At 60.5% G+C, this 16139-nt stretch carries 16 protein-coding genes and 5 tRNA genes; 8 read left to right on the top strand and 13 right to left on the bottom strand.

Translation table 11 applies throughout. From position 1 onward, the window contains the following. Positions 1 to 41 precede the first annotated feature (41 nt). Positions 42 to 2189 (bottom strand): DUF1631 domain-containing protein, encoded by a 2148-nt coding sequence (locus ATH90_RS04245; protein WP_034102103.1) that lies wholly within the window; start codon positions 2187 to 2189, stop codon positions 42 to 44. A 245-nt stretch (positions 2190 to 2434) separates the two neighbouring features. On the opposite strand from ATH90_RS04245, the gene nadC reads away from it, so the two are divergent. After that, positions 2435 to 3283 (top strand): carboxylating nicotinate-nucleotide diphosphorylase, encoded by an 849-nt coding sequence (gene nadC, locus ATH90_RS04240; protein WP_034102102.1) that lies wholly within the window; start codon positions 2435 to 2437, stop codon positions 3281 to 3283. Between the two features lie 74 nt (positions 3284 to 3357). Here the strand turns inward: nadC and ATH90_RS04235 are convergent, their stop codons facing one another. The 4 genes from ATH90_RS04235 to ATH90_RS04220 all read right to left on the bottom strand — a co-directional run bounded on the left by ATH90_RS04235 (position 3358) and on the right by ATH90_RS04220 (position 5793). Further along, positions 3358 to 3663: a DUF6388 family protein gene (locus ATH90_RS04235; RefSeq protein WP_034102101.1), complete on the bottom strand. Its 306-nt coding sequence runs from the start codon at positions 3661 to 3663 to the stop codon at positions 3358 to 3360. Positions 3664 to 3822: 159 nt separating this feature from the next. Next, positions 3823 to 3895: transfer RNA gene (locus tag ATH90_RS04230), tRNA-Thr, on the bottom strand. A gap of 48 nt (positions 3896 to 3943) precedes the next feature. After that, on the bottom strand, positions 3944 to 5344 hold the full coding sequence (locus ATH90_RS04225; RefSeq protein WP_098465766.1) for an O-antigen ligase family protein: 1401 nt from the start codon (positions 5342 to 5344) through the stop codon (positions 3944 to 3946). 35 nt (positions 5345 to 5379) lie between these two features. After that, entirely contained in the window at positions 5380 to 5793 is a 414-nt protein-coding gene (locus tag ATH90_RS04220) for a pilin (RefSeq protein WP_034102485.1), read from the bottom strand. 202 nt (positions 5794 to 5995) lie between these two features. On the opposite strand from ATH90_RS04220, the gene ATH90_RS04215 reads away from it, so the two are divergent. From ATH90_RS04215 to yacG, 4 genes are read left to right on the top strand one after another with little or no spacing between them, the layout of a single operon-like run. After that, positions 5996 to 7204 carry a type II secretion system F family protein gene (locus ATH90_RS04215; RefSeq protein WP_098465765.1) on the top strand — a complete coding sequence of 403 codons (1209 nt, stop codon included), beginning with the start codon at positions 5996 to 5998 and terminating at the stop codon, positions 7202 to 7204. Beyond that, a complete protein-coding gene (locus ATH90_RS04210; RefSeq protein WP_098465764.1) occupies positions 7201 to 8067 on the top strand; it encodes a prepilin peptidase in 867 nt (288 codons plus the stop codon). The genes ATH90_RS04215 and ATH90_RS04210 overlap by 4 nt, the downstream gene beginning before the upstream one ends. After that, entirely contained in the window at positions 8064 to 8687 is a 624-nt protein-coding gene (gene coaE / locus ATH90_RS04205) for a dephospho-CoA kinase (protein ID WP_069021704.1), read from the top strand. Before ATH90_RS04210 ends, coaE begins: the two co-directional genes overlap by 4 nt. Beyond that, complete coding sequence (yacG, locus tag ATH90_RS04200; protein ID WP_034102092.1) at positions 8684 to 8884, top strand: DNA gyrase inhibitor YacG; 201 nt, start codon at positions 8684 to 8686, stop codon at positions 8882 to 8884. The genes coaE and yacG overlap by 4 nt, the downstream gene beginning before the upstream one ends. Here the strand turns inward: yacG and ATH90_RS04195 are convergent. From ATH90_RS04195 to ATH90_RS04185, 3 genes are all read right to left on the bottom strand, one after another. Next, positions 8881 to 9096 (bottom strand): hypothetical protein, encoded by a 216-nt coding sequence (locus ATH90_RS04195; protein WP_003171680.1) that lies wholly within the window; start codon positions 9094 to 9096, stop codon positions 8881 to 8883. The two genes, yacG and ATH90_RS04195, sit on opposite strands and share 4 nt — an antisense overlap. A gap of 75 nt (positions 9097 to 9171) precedes the next feature. After that, a complete protein-coding gene (locus ATH90_RS04190) occupies positions 9172 to 9861 on the bottom strand; it encodes an energy-coupling factor ABC transporter permease (RefSeq protein ID WP_098465763.1) in 690 nt (229 codons plus the stop codon). Beyond that, entirely contained in the window at positions 9858 to 10325 is a 468-nt protein-coding gene (locus ATH90_RS04185; RefSeq protein WP_098465762.1) for an FAD/FMN-containing dehydrogenase, read from the bottom strand. Before ATH90_RS04185 ends, ATH90_RS04190 begins: the two co-directional genes overlap by 4 nt. A 103-nt stretch (positions 10326 to 10428) precedes the next feature. Here ATH90_RS04185 and ATH90_RS04180 point away from each other — a divergent pair, with 103 nt between their 5' ends. Genes ATH90_RS04180 through ATH90_RS04170 form a run of 3 tightly spaced genes read left to right on the top strand, consistent with a single transcriptional unit; the run spans position 10429 to position 12645 of the window. Then, complete coding sequence (locus ATH90_RS04180) at positions 10429 to 11058, top strand: DUF1780 domain-containing protein (protein WP_010213242.1); 630 nt, start codon at positions 10429 to 10431, stop codon at positions 11056 to 11058. Between the two features lie 54 nt (positions 11059 to 11112). Continuing rightward, positions 11113 to 11286, top strand: coding sequence for a DUF3094 family protein (locus ATH90_RS04175; RefSeq protein ID WP_016976295.1), 174 nt, complete (start codon positions 11113 to 11115; stop codon positions 11284 to 11286). A gap of 60 nt (positions 11287 to 11346) precedes the next feature. Beyond that, positions 11347 to 12645, top strand: coding sequence for an NAD(P)/FAD-dependent oxidoreductase (locus ATH90_RS04170; RefSeq protein WP_034102086.1), 1299 nt, complete (start codon positions 11347 to 11349; stop codon positions 12643 to 12645). Positions 12646 to 12822: 177 nt separating this feature from the next. On the opposite strand, the gene ATH90_RS04165 is transcribed toward ATH90_RS04170, so the two are convergent. The 5 genes from ATH90_RS04165 to clpB all read right to left on the bottom strand — a co-directional run bounded on the left by ATH90_RS04165 (position 12823) and on the right by clpB (position 16102). Continuing rightward, positions 12823 to 12899: transfer RNA gene (locus ATH90_RS04165), tRNA-Pro, on the bottom strand. Positions 12900 to 12993: 94 nt separating this feature from the next. Further along, positions 12994 to 13069 (bottom strand) — tRNA-Lys (locus ATH90_RS04160). Between the two features lie 5 nt (positions 13070 to 13074). After that, positions 13075 to 13151, bottom strand: a tRNA-Pro gene (locus tag ATH90_RS04155). Positions 13152 to 13160: 9 nt separating this feature from the next. Then, positions 13161 to 13236, bottom strand: a tRNA-Asn gene (locus ATH90_RS04150). 301 nt (positions 13237 to 13537) lie between these two features. Further along, entirely contained in the window at positions 13538 to 16102 is a 2565-nt protein-coding gene (gene clpB / locus ATH90_RS04145) for an ATP-dependent chaperone ClpB (RefSeq protein ID WP_034102084.1), read from the bottom strand. Positions 16103 to 16139: the final 37 nt, after the last annotated feature.

The raw sequence follows: 16139 nt of genomic DNA, 5'->3' as shown, positions 1-16139 counted from the left end.
AACGTGTGACCAGTATGCCGCGTTCGACCCTCCGGTTGCGATCACTTGCCGTGATTGAGTTGACGCAGCTTGCCCACGACGGCGGCCAGCGCGCGCTCGAACAAAGGGCCATCATCCAGGGTATGCAGCGCGCCACGCTTGAATGCCAAGGCCAGTTGGCCGGCGCTCTTCTCCAGCACCTTGAGCCCCGTGCGACTGATGAAGACATAGGTGTTGGCCGGTGCCATGATCGCCGTCAACTTGCATCTCAGCGTCCTGGCTTCGTCTTCCTGGAACACCATCCAGCTGCCGACCTTGAGTTGGCGAGCCTTGAGCAGGTCGGGGTCGTTGTCCGGCAGGTCGGTGACGGGGTCGGGTAACGCACTCAACACAAACGGCTCACGCACTTCGATCAACTCATCGACGCCTCCCGGTGCCTGGACATGCAGGGCCTGCAGACGCACAAAGAATTCGCGCGTACTGAAGGGGTCGAACGCGGCGCTGGTCAAGCCGTCGCGCAGGGCCTTGAGCAAGCCCGGCAGTTGCTCCAGCAAATGGCGCCCGGCTTCGGTGTCTTGCTGCAGGCCGACGCTCCAGATCAACTCGTCCATGGTGCGCAGCCCCGCTTGCCACTGTACGGATTGTTCGCCGTGCTTGAGGCTGGCCAGCAACAGCACCTGGCTCCACGCCTGCTGCAGGAACTGCACGACCGGACGTGGCAGGACCTTGCCCAACAGCCGTTTATTCAGAACATCGGCCACGTGCTGGCGGGCGGCTTCGGTGCGCACGCGCCCGGCTTCGGCGTCACGGGTGTGTTGTTCAAGCAAGTCACTGCGTCGGCGCTCATCGGCGGTAAAGGCACTGAACTCGGCAAGCAACTGGGAAAAAATCGACGCATCTTCGACAAACTCGTTGAGCAGGCGCTGCACGACCTGCTCGATGCGCAGGTAGAGGTGATCGCGCGCGTAGTCCTCACAGGGGCTGTTGCCCAAGGCTGCGGCTGCGATTTCATTGAGCAGGCGCCGCGCCGGGTGGCTGGCACGGCTGAAAAAGCTCTTGTCCAGCAACGCTACTTTCAGCATCGGGATCTGCAAGCGACCGATCAAGGCCTTGAAGGCATCAGGCACGGCGCGGTCGTTGAGGATGAACTCGAACATCAGCGCGACCAGATTGATCACGTCTTCGTCCGCCTCTTCCACCACCCGTGACTTGCCACTCTTGACGCTGACACGGGTCAGCAACTGTCCTAGCTGGCTACGCAGGTCGAAATCATCTTCTACCTCCGGCTCCGGCACGTACTGCTGCAAATGGGAGAGCAGGCGCAGCAGATCTCGGGTGGAAATGGGCAGCGGCTCGGCGCTGGCCTCAAGTGTCGGCGCCACGCTGCCACGCACCCCTGTGAGCAACGGCTGCAGCGCGGCGAAAGCTTCCTGGCCATTTTCGTCGGCGGGCTGGTCGGCGGCCGGCGAACTGTCTTCTTGTGGATGTTCACGGTCCGCACGCCCATCAGGGCGGCGCGACGGTATGGCCTTGAGCTCAGGTAATACACCCGTTGCGACCAACAGCTGGTTGGCTTCGCCGTAGAGTTGGTCGGCATCGCTGAGCACGTATTTTTCAAACAGTTTGAGCATGATCAGTTTGACGCGGATCTCCACGCCCAGGCTGCGTCCCGCCCGCAAGAAAAACTCACACAGCAGCGCAGGCCCTAGGGGGTTCTCACGATCATCCAGGCGGTTGCCGAGCAAAACGCTCAAACGCGCCGTGAGCTGCCCCAGCGCCAGACCGTCACGGTGCCGCACCCGCTCCAGCATGGCCTCGAGCGCGACGGCTTTTTCCAGATTATCCCTGGAGGAACCCGGCACCGCGTCATAGGAGACCACCGGTACCAGTTGCAACTCTCCTCGCCCTGCCTGGCCCAGGCCGGCAAAGGCTTCGAAAAGACGCTCCATGAACACGCGTTCGAAATTCTTGCGCTTGAGGCGCAGGTCGCGCATGGCTTCGAAGAAAATATGGTGATCGCGGTTATTGCGCGCCTTGTCGGCCATCTCGAACAATGTGTCGTCGGCGTTATCGAACAGGTCCTGAAGACCTTGTTGCAACTGTTGCGCCGCCTTGTCGCGGACCTGCAGCAACACCACCGGCAGTCGGGCGAGCGGCGATGGCGTAGCGTGTGCCTTGTTGATTGGCACCACCTTTCCGTCATTGTGCATCCTGGCCTCCTGAAACGGCGGTATTGGGTGGGGAAAGATCGGGTAAGGGTCCCGTCGGGAACCAGGGATAACCGGTTATCACCAGAACGTCAAAGCTATGACGCCAATTGCAAGGCGCCAGATTATCTTGCATATGAGGGGGGTTGCGCCAGCAAACTCTGCCAATGCGCGGTAAATGAGTGGTGAGCCTGGGTTCGAACGCACACTGCCCCTATAATCGAGGCACTTTGTATGTGGAGCCTGTTATGCCGAATCTCCGTCTTGCCGACCTCACCGCCGAAATCGAAGCCAACGTGCGCCGCGCACTGCTGGAAGACATTGGCAGCGGCGACATCACTGCGCAGTTGATCCCGGCCGAGCGGCTGGCGACGGCCACGATCATTACCCGCGACGCGGCGGTTATCGCCGGTACAGCCTGGGTGGATGCGGTGTTTCGCCAGCTAGACCCGAGGGTTGCCGTGCATTGGCAGGTGGCCGATGGTGAGCGTGTCAGCCCCAACCAGGTACTGTTCCACCTCGAAGGCCCGGCACGTTCGCTGCTCAGCGGCGAACGCTGTGCACTGAACTTCCTGCAATTGCTCTCCGGGGTCGCCACCCGCGCCCAATTTTTGGCGGACTTTGTCGCCAGCACCCAGGTCAAGCTGCTGGATACCCGCAAGACCCTGCCGGGCCTGCGCCTGGCACAAAAGTACGCAGTCACCTGCGGCGGCTGCCACAACCACCGTATCGGTTTGTATGACGCGTTCCTGATCAAGGAAAACCATATCGCCGCCTGCGGTGGCATTGCCGAGGCGATCACCGCTGCCCACAAGATCGCGCCCGGCAAGCCGGTGGAAATCGAGGTGGAAAGCCTGGAGGAGCTGCGCGCAGCCCTGGCGGCAGGCGCCGACATCATCATGCTCGATGAGTTGAGCCTGGAGGATATGCGTGAAGCCGTGCGCCTCAACGGCGGCAAGGCCAAGCTGGAGGCCAGCGGCGGGATCAATGAAAGCACCCTGCTGCCCATTGCCGAGACGGGTGTGGATTACATCTCCATTGGCGCGATGACCAAGGATGTGAAGGCGGTAGACTTGTCGATGCGCCTTAGTATCTAAGGCATTGCAAGCGGTAAGCTTCAAGCTGCAAGAAGGCTGGATAACAGCTTGCAGCTTGAAACTTGCGGCTGCTTTTAAACGACCAAGTCATTCATCTCGCAATACTCTTCCCATTCGACACCCAGCACCTCGGCCGCCTCTTTGTGCAAGGCCAGCCGTGCCGCTTCGAATTCTTCCGGTGTCGAGGTGTATTTGAGGGTCAGCTCCCAGGGCTGGTAGCCCTGGCTCTCGGCCTCGTCCTCGAATGCCCACTGAATCTGATCGCGCTGATCATCGGCGCTCAGGTCCTTGATCTCTTCTCTAAGCTGCGGCGATTCCTCGAGGTATTTTTCGAGGGCTGCTTGGTGCCGAACTTCCTGGGTCATTTCAGTCGTGGTCATGTTGTTCTCTTAGATCGAGGAATGGGGATGCATCTGGGTCATCAAGGTTGCGCAGATACAAAAGAGCAGGCTCGAATGCCGGCTCGTCTGGCCTTCAGAACCATTCTGGGATCATCTGAAAACAGTGCCTTTAAAACGGTGACGCCTTTGTTGCCTTTGTGCCCGAGACAGGAATCGAACCTGCGACCTTCGCGTTACGAGTGCGCTGCTCTACCGGCTGAGCTACACGGGCGGTGGGCTAAAGCTAGCACCGCATCGAGCGTCCAGCAACTTGCCGGCGTCAGCGAGCAATGACGCCCTGCGCCCAGAAGCGTGGCTGCAGCCAGCCGCCATGGCTGTCCAGGTACTGCTGCTGGGCTTGCTTGATGTGAGGCACATCGCGCGCGGCGATCACGATCAGCAGACCAACGGCCAGCACACTCAAGATTTTCCAGGCCCGCCAGGCCAACGGCAGCTCGGCGGCCAATGGGGCTCGCCACACATGCAATGCCATCAACCAGCCGACCACCAGCGCCAACCAGACTTGAGAGTTGGGCATCACTATCACGCCATCGACCATCGACTGCACCAACGCACCGACCAACGCCGCAAACAGGCAGAGCCGCATCAGGTCGGCACGCTCGGCGCACTGCCCACGTTTACGCAGTAAGCCGAAGGTGGCCCACCCGCCTCGCCATGCCAGAACCGCAACGCACAACGCCGAGGGCACACCCCATTCACTGGCCCATTGCAGGATGGCCTGGTGCGGGTGTGCGGCAATTTCATTGGCGATATCGGCAAAATGCATAGGCCCGAAACCCAGCCACGGTCGCTCGACAAGCATATGCCACGCCTGCCACCAGATCGGACCGCGCCCCGACAGGCTCGTGGTGAGGCGATCACGGGCGTCATTGAGGATCTGGATCCCCAGGTAATCCGCCAGCACCGTAAACAACAGCCAATACAGCAACAGGCCACCCAGCACTGCGGCCAGCTGCCAACCCAGCCAGCGCCGGCCCCACGGCCCCAGCACCGACACCACGACGCCCGCCGCGCCCATGCCCAGCCAGGTGCCACGCGTGCCGCCTCCAATTGCGATCATCCACCACACGCACAACAACACAAACACGGCACCCTTTAATGAGCGGGAGAGTGCCGGGATCAATAAGGGAAGCGCCAGCAGCGGCAGGGTGAACGTCTGGAACTGGCCATAGAAACGCTTGTTGGAAAAGCCAGACAGCAGCACGTCAGGGTCCAGTGTCCGTGCGGCACTGGTAAACGCGAGCGCGCCCGCATGCAGGTATTGAATCGACTTGATCAGGCATAGCAGCACCACCACCAGTATCAAGGCGCGATCCAGCGGCTCGCCCCCCTGACGACGCAGCAAGGCAAACGCCATGGCGATCGCCCCACAGCTGACGAACACGGCCACTTCGACAAGCGCCCAGAGCGGCTGGCGGGCCAGCATTGACGACACCAGGCCCAGCGCAACGACCAACGCCAGGCCAAGTGCGGTGGGCCGGTCTACCAGCTGTTCAGCACGGCTGAATGACAGCCCATACAACACCGCACAGACCCCGATGGTGACCTGCATGACCCGCTGTAAATCATGCCCACCGAACGGTGCACATATCCCGATGATCAGCAGGCATACCACTGCTACCAGAAAAATACTGCCGCGTTGCTCTAAAGATATCGCCATCGGCCACCTCAACTTCCCTGTGGATGGTTTAGCCCTTATGCGCCGTCGGCGCCGCAGCCTTTGGCGACATAGTTGGCCTCAGCGGTGGTGGTGCATTTCCAACCGGTGGTGGCGCTGCGCGTCAGGCTGATGGTCTTGCCCAGCACCGGTGCCGGTGCGTCGAGCAGTTCGCAACGGATAGCGCCCGTGCCCGTGGCAACATCCCCCGTCACCTCGATCTTGCAGTTGGCTGTCGGGCTGGTACCGCCAATCAATGCAAGGGTGGGCACGGTGCCCTGGTTGAGGGTGTCCTCGTACCCGGCCTTCAAGGCGGAGATCTCTGCCAGGCCGGCGGTGAACTTGGCCTTGGCCTGGTGGGTGGTGTACATGGGCAGGCCAATGGTGGCCAAAATGCCGATGATTGCCACGACGATCAACAGCTCGATCAGGGTAAAACCTTTTTGACGTATCACATTCACTCTCCAGGATAGAACTCATGACAAGGCGCATCCTGCGCCCCGCGTTGTGCAGCGGCGCCAGTGTACTCATCCGCAAGCGGTCAATCGCGCACAAGACGCACATTCTGACATTTTATCCGGCACTGCCGGCCAGTCCGGATCCGTCACCTGACTAAGCTATAAATCTTCGACGACCTCTGTGCGGAACCGTGACATGGACAACGCTTCAACGCTCTACGCCTGGGAAGGCATCAACCGCAAAGGACGCAGGGTGTCCGGGCAGACCACCGGGCACAGCGTTGCAAGGGTCAAGGTTCAGTTACGCCAACAGGGCATCAGCCCTGGGCATGTGCGCAAGAAATCCCCAGTGCTGCCGAGCTTCGTACCCTCGATCAAGCCGGCGGACATCACCCTGTTCACGCGCCAACTGGCTACGCTGCTCAAGGCCGGGATTCCTCTCCTGCAAGCCTTCGACGTCATCGGTGAAGGTTTCGACAACCGGCCCATGCGTAAGCTGGTGCAAGGGTTGAAACAGGCGATTGCCGCCGGCACCAGCCTTGCCGAGGCGCTGCGCAAGCAACCTCATTATTTCGACGCGCTGTACTGCAACCTGGTAGCCGCCGGCGAACAGGCCGGAGCCCTTGAAACCTTGCTGGAACGCGTGGCAATCCACCGAGAGAAGAGCGAACAGCTAAAGGCCAGGATCAAAAAAGCCATGACCTATCCGATCACCGTGCTGGTGGTCGCCAGTCTCGTCACCGGCGTGCTGCTGGTCCACGTCGTGCCACAGTTCCAGACGCTGTTCGCCGGCGTCGACGGCAAGCTGCCTGGCTTCACATTGCAGGTGATCGCCCTTTCCGAATTCATGCAGAAAGCCTGGTGGATCATCGCGCTGGGCATTCTTGCGGCAGGCTTGGGGTTGCGCCACGCCTACCGTACCTTCGCCGATGTTCGTGCCTGGCTGGACAGCTGTTTGTTGAAAACGCCCCTGGCAGGCAAACTGCTGAGCAAATCCGCCGTGGCCCGCTACGCCCGCACGCTTTCCACCACGTTTGCCGCCGGCGTTCCGTTGGTGCAGGCGCTGGACTCGGTGGCCGGGGCCGCCGGTTCAGGGCCGTTCAGACAGGCAATCGAACATATGCGACGCGACGTAGCGACGGGCATGCAATTGAATCAATCCATGGTCGCCAGCGGCCTGTTTCCCCGCATGGCGATCCAGATGACAGCCATCGGCGAAGAATCAGGCACGCTGGACAGCATGCTGGAAAAGGTCGCCAGCCATTACGAGGCCGATGTGGATAACGTGGTCGATAACCTCACCAACCTTATGGAGCCGCTGATTATGGTGGTACTGGGAGGGATCGTCGGCGCACTGGTGGTCGCGATGTATTTACCGGTATTCCAGTTGGGGAGCGCATTTTGAGCCTGCTGCTGGCTGGCCACCCCTGGGCATTTATTGCGCTGGCGTCAGTGCTGGGACTGATCGTCGGCAGTTTTCTCAACGTACTGGTGTGGCGCCTGCCAAAGATGCTCGAACGGGAATGGCGTGCGCAGGCCCACGAAGTACTCGGCTTGCCCGCTGAACCTGCCGGCCCGACCTACAACCTGATGCACCCCAACTCCTGCTGCCCGCAGTGCAACCATCCGATACGCCCGAGGGAAAACATCCCACTGCTCAGCTACCTGTTTCTGCGAGGCCGCTGCGCCCAATGCCAAAAGGCAATCAGCGTCCGTTATCCGCTCACTGAACTGGCGTGCGGGTTGATCTCGGCCTGGGTTGCCTGGCATTTCGGCTTTGGCTGGCCAGCGGGCGCGGTGCTGGTACTGAGTTGGGGGTTGTTGGCGATGAGCCTGATCGATGCCGATCACCAACTGTTGCCGGATGTGCTGGTGATGCCGCTGCTGTGGCTGGGGCTGATCGTCAACGGGTTCGGACTGCTGACGACACTGCCCGATGCCCTGTGGGGCGCGGTGATCGGGTACATGAGCCTGTGGAGCGTGTTCTGGCTGTTCAAGCTGGTTACCGGCAAGGACGGCATGGGCCATGGTGACTTCAAGCTGCTGGCGCTGCTCGGTGCCTGGGGCGGCTGGCAGATCCTGCCGATGACGCTGTTGATGTCGTCGCTGGTAGGTGTGTTCGTGGGCTTGATCCTGATGCGCCTGCGCAAGGCCCAGGCATCGGCACCGATGCCATTTGGTCCGTATCTGGCGATTGCCGGCTGGATTGCATTGCTCTGGGGTGGTCAAATAACCGACTTCTATTTGCAGTCTGTCGGTTTCAGATGACCACTTCTGTTGCAACACCCTGGATTCTTGGCCTCACCGGCGGCATCGGCAGCGGTAAAAGCGCGGCGGCCCAGCACTTCATCGACCTGGGTATCGACCTGGTGGACGCCGACCACGCCGCCCGCTGGGTGGTCGAGCCTGGTCGGCCGGCACTGGCGAGTATTGCCGAGCACTTTGGTGCCAGCGTGCTGCAGCCTGACGGCCAGCTGGACCGCGGCGCATTGCGCAAGCTGATCTTTGAAGTGCCCGAAGAGCGCCGCTGGCTCGAAGCCTTGCTGCACCCACTGATTGGCGAAGAAATTCGCAGCCACCTGGCGCGCGCGAAGTCACCCTACGCGATATTGGTGTCGCCGCTGCTGATCGAATCAGGCCAGTACAGCATGACCCAGCGCATCCTGGTGATCGACGTGCCGCAATCGCTGCAGATTCAGCGTACCCTGCAGCGCGATGGCATCAACGAACAGCAGGTACACGCGATTCTCAAGGCCCAGTCCAGCCGGGAAGATCGCCTGAACCATGCCGATGACGTGCTGGTCAACGACCGGGACCTCGCCTGGCTGCACAGCGAGGTCGAACGACTGCATCACTTTTACCTTACTTTGCGTGGAGGCCGATCATGAGCCAACCCTTGACCGTCGATTGCCCAACCTGCGGTGCCCCCGTGGAATGGAAAGCGACCAACCTCAACCGGCCGTTCTGCTCGGACCGCTGCAAACTCATCGACCTGGGCGCCTGGGCCGCTGAAGAACACAAGATTCCCGTGGCCCCGGACGCAGAAGACGAGCTGTTTTCCGAAGACCTGCCGCAGCGCCACTAAGGGCGCATAAAGGCGTATTCCTGCTGGTCGTCGAGGTTCTCTGCAAGGTATTGCAACTCGTCGGCCAGGTCTTCGAAGCTGCGCACACCCTTGCTCTGCTGCACCACCGCGCTGAGCATGGCGCGCAGGGTCAGGCCGGGGTCGAAACCGATTTCCTGTGCTGCGTCCTGGCTTCTGCGCAACTCCTGCCGTGCCCACTCATACACACTCATGATCCGTGCTCCCGACTTGCCTGGAAAAATTTCGCAGAGCATGGGCCTGCTTGGCCGGGTGGGATTTGATCTGGGTCAACGCTGTGAATCGTCGTCCTTCCAGGGGGCCGACAAGTAGCGAGTACGGTTGAAGGTCTCCAGCCATTCTGGGCAAAACACCACCAGCGCGCTGATCACCATGCCGTTGATGAACGCTTCGGGAAAGATGATCAGCCACAGGTAGCCGACGAAATCCTCCAGCCATTCCGGCATGGCGAAACGGCCGTCGAACCACAGAAGCCCCAGCCCGGCCAACAGACAGAGCAAGGCCGACAGCGCCGCCGCGAAAAATCCGGAGCAGAAGATATACACGAAGGGATTGCGCGGTTGCGCGCGTTCGACCAGCAACGCGCAGGCTTCGGTGACCAGCACCGGCAGCACGATCAGCAGCAGGCCGTTGATACCCAGGGCCGCGAGGTCCTGGCGCCCCAACAGCATCAAGCCCACCTGGGCGGCAAAGCCGCCGACCATTGCGAGTGGCCAATCCAGCAGCAGGGTCACGGCGGTCATGCCAATGAAGTGGTAGGACACCCCCGTATCAAAATCCCGCCGCACGAGCCACAGCATGAACAACGCAAACACGGTGCCGAACAGTAAGTGCTGGCGCCGCCGGTCGGCGAATAGCTCGACCCAGGGTGAACGCAGGAGGGCCCACACCACTACAGGTGCATAGAGCAGCCAGCCGATGCCGAGGGTTGCCGGCGCCAACACGGCCGCACTGATCACGGCTTCACCTGCTCCAGGGCCTGGCGCAGATCTGCAGCCGAGCTGTATTCGTGCTGGGCGACCAGCTTGCCGTTATCCAGTTGCAGCCACAGCACTTTATCCACAGCCCCCGGATAACGCGGCGCGATGCGTGCATCACGGTCCAGCATGACCCGGTAGCTGTAGGACTGCATGGCCGGCACGGCAAACAGCTTGGCGATCAGGCGCGGCATGCGCTGGATATCAGCGACAAACACGGCGTGTCGCGCCTCGAGATAGCCTTTGGGTTGGCCCTGCAGCGCCGCATCCACCTGCTTGGCGGCGTCCATGCTGCGCGCAACCAGCAAGACCTGCGCCTGGTTATCCAAGGTGTAAGCCTGGTCAAATTGATCCAACAAGGTCCAAGGGGCCAGGCGTTCGCCCACTTCAATGGCCTGGGCCCACACGGGCAACAGCCCCAATAAAACCACGGCTAGAAACTTCACTGCACACTCCTCTCACCCGGTTGGACGCTCGAGTGTCCAGTCTACACCGACCTTTTGCAGCGGGACTTCCTGCGGTCATCATTTGGGCGCTAAGCTGCTAGCTATGGATGACTCAGATTACTTGCGCCTGCTCACCGTAGCGGCCGAACAAGCCAACGCATTCTTGTCCAATGCCCGCAAATGGGAGCGTGAGCGTTGGGTCTGCCAGCGCCTGCTGCAAGGCTTGAACGTGCCCTACCGTGCCGAAGAATTCCACGCCGCCGGTCAAGAGCCGCCGGACGTGCTGTTTCGCGATGCCAGCTTCGAGGTGTTTTTCGTGCTGGACGAGGGTCGCCGCCTGAATGACGAGTGGCGCGACGAGTTGCTGCGCCGACGCAGCGCCTTCTCCCTGAGCCAACTGGTACGGCGCGAGGCCAAGCCGCGACGCATCCCGGCCCATGAGTTTTTACTGCGCCTGGCGCCCACGCTGCGCAAGAAGGCCCATAACTACAAGGAACGCGGGATGGACCTGGGGGAGCTGGATATCGTCGCCTTCACCAGCCTCAAGCGTGAAGTGCTCGACCTCAATAGCCACTTCCCGCCGCCGACGGAATACCTGCGCCAGGGCTGGCGCTCGTTGTCACTGGTGGGGCCGACCTTTGCACGGGTGTTGTTCGCCCACCCGGACGCCCCGGATTTCTTGCGCAACAACCTGGGCCGCAGCATAGTGTTCGACGTGGGCATCAGCCTCTGAGCCCCCGGACTGTAACGTGGCGCCCTTTTGCAACGTCTACCTGACGAGGCCTTTATGACCAGCCGCCTGAACCCCGATGACCAACAGCATGTCGAAGAGTACCTGCAACTCTCCCAGAACCGAGTCGAGCGCAAGCCTTTCCGGCCGTGGCTGCTCCTTGGTGTGGTGCTGGTAGTGGTGATCGGCCTTGGCTTGCTGAGCCGACTTTTGAGTTACCTGACGCTATGAGCTGCCTGGCGCTCGCGGGGGTGACTGCTCCGATTTCTTTTAGCCTTGCGAGATATCCCCATGACCCATCGTATTATTATCGTCGGCGGCGGCGCCGGCGGCCTGGAGTTGGCTACCCGCCTGGGTAAGACTCTGGGCAAGCGCGGCACCGCCAGCATCACTCTGGTGGACGCGAACCTGACCCATATCTGGAAGCCCTTGCTGCACGAAGTGGCGGCCGGTTCGCTGAACTCTTCGGAAGACGAACTCAATTATGTCGCCCAGGCCAAATGGAACCACTTCGAGTTCCAACTGGGGCGCATGAGTGGGCTTGACCGTGAACAGAAGAAAATCCAGCTGGCCGCCACCCTCGACGAAGAAGGTCGCGAGCTGGTGCCCGCGCGCGTGCTGGGCTATGACAGCCTGGTGATCGCGGTCGGCAGTACCACCAACGATTTCGGCACCGAGGGTGCCGCGCAGCACTGCCTGTTCCTCGACACCCGCAAGCAGGCCGAGCGCTTCCACCAGCAGTTGCTCAACCACTACCTGCGCGCCCACGCCGGGCAGACCGATGTGGTGGAAAAAATCAGCGTCGCCATCGTCGGCGCGGGGGCCACAGGGGTCGAGTTGGCGGCCGAGCTGCATAACGCTGCCCACGAACTGGCCGCCTATGGCCTGGACCGCATCAAGCCGGAAAACATGCACATCACCCTGATCGAGGCCGGCCCACGGGTACTGCCTGCCCTGCCCGAGCGTATTGGCGTACCTGTGCATAAAACCCTGGAGAAGCTTGGGGTGACGGTACTGACCAACTCGGCAGTGAGCGAAGTGACTGCCGATGCGCTGATCACCAGCAGCGGCCAGGTTATCCCGGCCAGCCTCAAGGTCTGGGCGGCCGGCATTCGGGCACCTGGCTTCCTCAAGGACATCGATGGCCTGGAAACCAACCGCATCAATCAACTGCAGGTGCTGCCGACCCTGCAAACCACCCGCGACGAGAATATCTTCGCCTTTGGTGACTGCGCCGCCTGCCCGCAACCGGGCACCGACCGCAACGTCCCCCCACGGGCCCAGGCAGCCCACCAGCAAGCATCGTTGCTGGCCAAGTCGCTGAAACTGCGCATCGAGGGCAAGGACCTGCCGAGCTACAAGTACACCGACTACGGCTCGCTGATTTCGCTGTCACGGTTCTCGGCGGTGGGTAACTTGATGGGCAACCTCACCGGTAGCGTGATGCTGGAAGGCTGGCTGGCGCGCATGTTCTATGTGTCGCTGTACCGCATGCACCAGATGGCGCTGTATGGGTTCTTCCGCACGGCGATGCTGATGCTGGGGAGCAAGATTGGCCGTGGGACCGAGCCGCGCCTGAAATTGCATTAATAACGCAAACCCTTGTGGGAGCGGGCTTGCCCGCGATAGCGGTGGCTCAGCAATACGTGTATTGACTGAGGCCCAGCTATCGCAGGCAAGCCCGCTCCCACATTTTTTTGCGCCGCACCTGATCTTTTCAGCAGGCAAAAAAAATCCCCGTATCTTTCGATACGAGGATTTTTAATATGGTCGGGGTAAGGGGATTCGAACTCCTGACATCCTGCTCCCAAAGCAGGCGCGCTACCGGACTGCGCTATACCCCGGTAAAAAAAAGGCGACCTATCAGTCGCCTTCTTCGATCAGTGCTTTTGGCCTCTGATCTTAAGATTCGATTCCAGCGTTAACTGGTCTCAAAAATGGTGGGTCGTGTGGGATTCGAACCTACGACCAATTGGTTAAAAGCCAACTGCTCTACCAACTGAGCTAACGACCCAAATATGGTCGGGGTAGGGGGATTCGAACTCCCGACATCCTGCTCCCAAAGCAGGCGCGCTACCGGACTGCGCTATACCCCGGTTTGAAATTGGCTCCGTGACCAGGACTCGAACCTGGGACCCAATGATTAACAGTCATTTGCTCTACCGACTGAGCTATCACGGAACTGCATATTTCAAAGTACAACTTTTACTGCGTGTTACCTTCTCTTCAACCTGTCCGTATCGCTACGTTCATGTGTCTGAGGCGCGCTATTCTACAATCTTAAAAACCCCTGTCAACCCTTTAAATTGCTTTTAAGACAATGATTTGCGCTTCTTTCTGATTTCTTCTTGGGGAGAAGAAACCCGTGGGCTGACGTTGCTGCGGGGCGCACTTTACAAGCCTTTGCCTTACAGTTCAACGCCCTATCGAAAAAAAAGGCCCCGCAGTGCGGGGCCTTCTCTCATGAGCCAACAGGCTGGGCTCAGTGGAAGACGATTTCGTCGTTTTCCACAGTCGCCGTGACGCTGGTGCCTGGCATAAAGCTGCCCGACAGGATCAACTGGGCCAGCGGGTTCTCGATCCAGCGCTGGATCGCACGCTTCAACGGCCGTGCGCCATAGACGGGGTCGTAACCCACCGCGATCAGCTTGTCCAACGCCTCGCTGCTCAGCTCCAGATCCAGCTCACGCTCAGCCAGACGACTGCGCAGGCGGCCCAACTGGATCTCGGTGATACCCGCGATCTGATCCCGCGCCAGAGGCTCGAAGATCACCACTTCATCGACCCGGTTGATGAATTCCGGGCGGAAGTGCGAGGTCAACGCATCCATCACCGCAGCACGCTGGGCCTCACGATCACCTACCAGCTCCTGGATCTGCGCCGAGCCCAGGTTGGAGGTCATCACGATGACCGTGTTGCGAAAGTCCACGGTACGTCCGTGACTGTCGGTCAGACGGCCGTCCTCGAGGACCTGCAGCAAGATGTTGAACACATCCGGGTGCGCCTTCTCGACCTCGTCCAGCAGGATCACCGAATAAGGCTTACGCCGTACGGCTTCGGTCAGGTAACCGCCCTCCTCGTAGCCCACGTAGCCTGGTGGCGCGCCGATCAAGCGAGCCACAGAGTGCTTCTCCATGAACTCGGACATATCGATGCGCACCATGGCCTCTTCAGTATCGAAGAGGAACTCGGCCAAGGCCTTGCACAGCTCGGTCTTACCCACGCCGGTCGGGCCGAGGAACATGAACGAGCCACTCGGACGGTTCGGGTCGGACAAACCGGCCCGCGAACGCCGCACCGCATTGGACACCGCCACCACGGCCTCTTCCTGGCCAATCACACGCTGGTGCAGCAAGTGCTCCATCTTCAGCAGCTTGTCGCGCTCGCCTTCGAGCATTTTCGACACGGGGATACCGGTCCACTTCGAGACGACTTCGGCAATTTCTTCCTCGGTCACCTTACTGCGCAGCAGTTGGTTCTCAGGCTTGCCGTGCTGGTCGACCATCTGCAGGCTGCGCTCCAGGTCCGGGATCACCCCATACTGCAACTCGGCCATGCGGTTCAGGTCGCCTTTACGGCGTGCAGCTTCCAGTTCCTGGCGCGACTGCTCGATCTTCTGCTGGATCTGTGCCGATCCCTGCACTTCGGCTTTTTCCGACGTCCAGATTTCTTCCAGGTCCGAATACTCGCGCTCCAGACGGACGATTTCTTCCTGGAGTTTTTCCAGGCGTTTCTTCGCCGCGTCGTCTTCTTCTTTCTTCAGGGCCTGGGACTCAACTTTCAGTTGAATCAGGCGTCGATCGAGACGGTCGAGCACTTCCGGCTTGGAGTCGATTTCCATGCGGATACGGCTGGCCGCTTCGTCGATCAGGTCAATGGCCTTGTCGGGCAACTGACGGTCAGTGATATAGCGATGGCTCAATTTGGCCGCCGCGATGATCGCGCCGTCGGTGATCGCCACTTTATGGTGGACCTCGTAGCGCTCTTTCAAGCCACGCAGGATCGCAATGGTGTCTTCTTCGCTCGGCTCTTCTACCAGCACTTTCTGGAAGCGACGTTCAAGGGCCGCGTCCTTCTCAATGTACTGGCGGTACTCGTTGAGCGTTGTAGCACCGACGCAGTGCAACTCACCCCGCGCCAAAGCGGGCTTGAGCATATTGCCAGCGTCCATGGAACCCTCGCCTTTACCGGCGCCCACCATGGTGTGCAGTTCGTCGATGAACAGAATGATCTGCCCTTCCTGCTTCGACAGCTCGTTGAGCAGGGATTTCAGGCGTTCTTCGAACTCACCGCGGAACTTGGCACCGGCGATCAGGGAGCCCATGTCCAGGGACAGCAGGCGCTTGCCCTTGAGGCCGTCCGGCACTTCACCATTGATGATGCGCTGGGCCAGGCCTTCGGCGATCGCGGTCTTACCCACGCCAGGCTCACCGATCAGCACCGGGTTGTTCTTGGTACGACGCTGCAGCACCTGGATGGTGCGACGGATTTCATCGTCACGCCCGATCACCGGGTCAAGCTTGCCCTCTTCGGCGCGCTTGGTCAGGTCGACGGTGTATTTATCCAGGGCCTGGCGCGACTCCTCATGATTGGGGTCATTCACCGCGTCGCCGCCACGCAGGTTGTTGATGGCGTTTTCCAGGGCTTTCTTGCTTACGCCCTGGCCCAGCAACAACTTGCCGAGCTTGCTGTTCTCGTCCATGGCGGCGAGCAGCACCAGCTCACTGGAGATGAACTGGTCACCCTTCTGCTGGGCCAGACGGTCTGCCTGGTTAAGCAGGCGCGCCAGATCCTGCGACATGTTCACGTCGCCGGTCGGGTTTTGGATTTTCGGCAATTGGTCGAGCTCTTTGCTCAACTCCTTGCGCAGGCTGTTGACGTCGAACCCCACCTGCATCAGCAAGGGCTTGATAGAACCACCTTGCTGTTCCAGGAGCGCCTGCATCAAGTGCGCAGGCTCGATGGCCGGGTGGTCGAGGCCCACCGCCAAGGATTGCGAGTCAGACAGTGCCAACTGTAATTTGCTGGTTAAACGATCAATACGCATTAGTCACCTTCCTTTTGAGCAGGCCGGAGCTATGTGC

The sequence above is a fragment of the Pseudomonas lurida genome, assembly GCF_002563895.1.
Taxonomy (GTDB): Bacteria; Pseudomonadota; Gammaproteobacteria; order Pseudomonadales; family Pseudomonadaceae; genus Aquipseudomonas; species Aquipseudomonas lurida.
The sequence above is the reverse complement of the archived record's forward strand: the minus strand, read 5'-3'. Positions and strand labels throughout refer to the sequence as shown.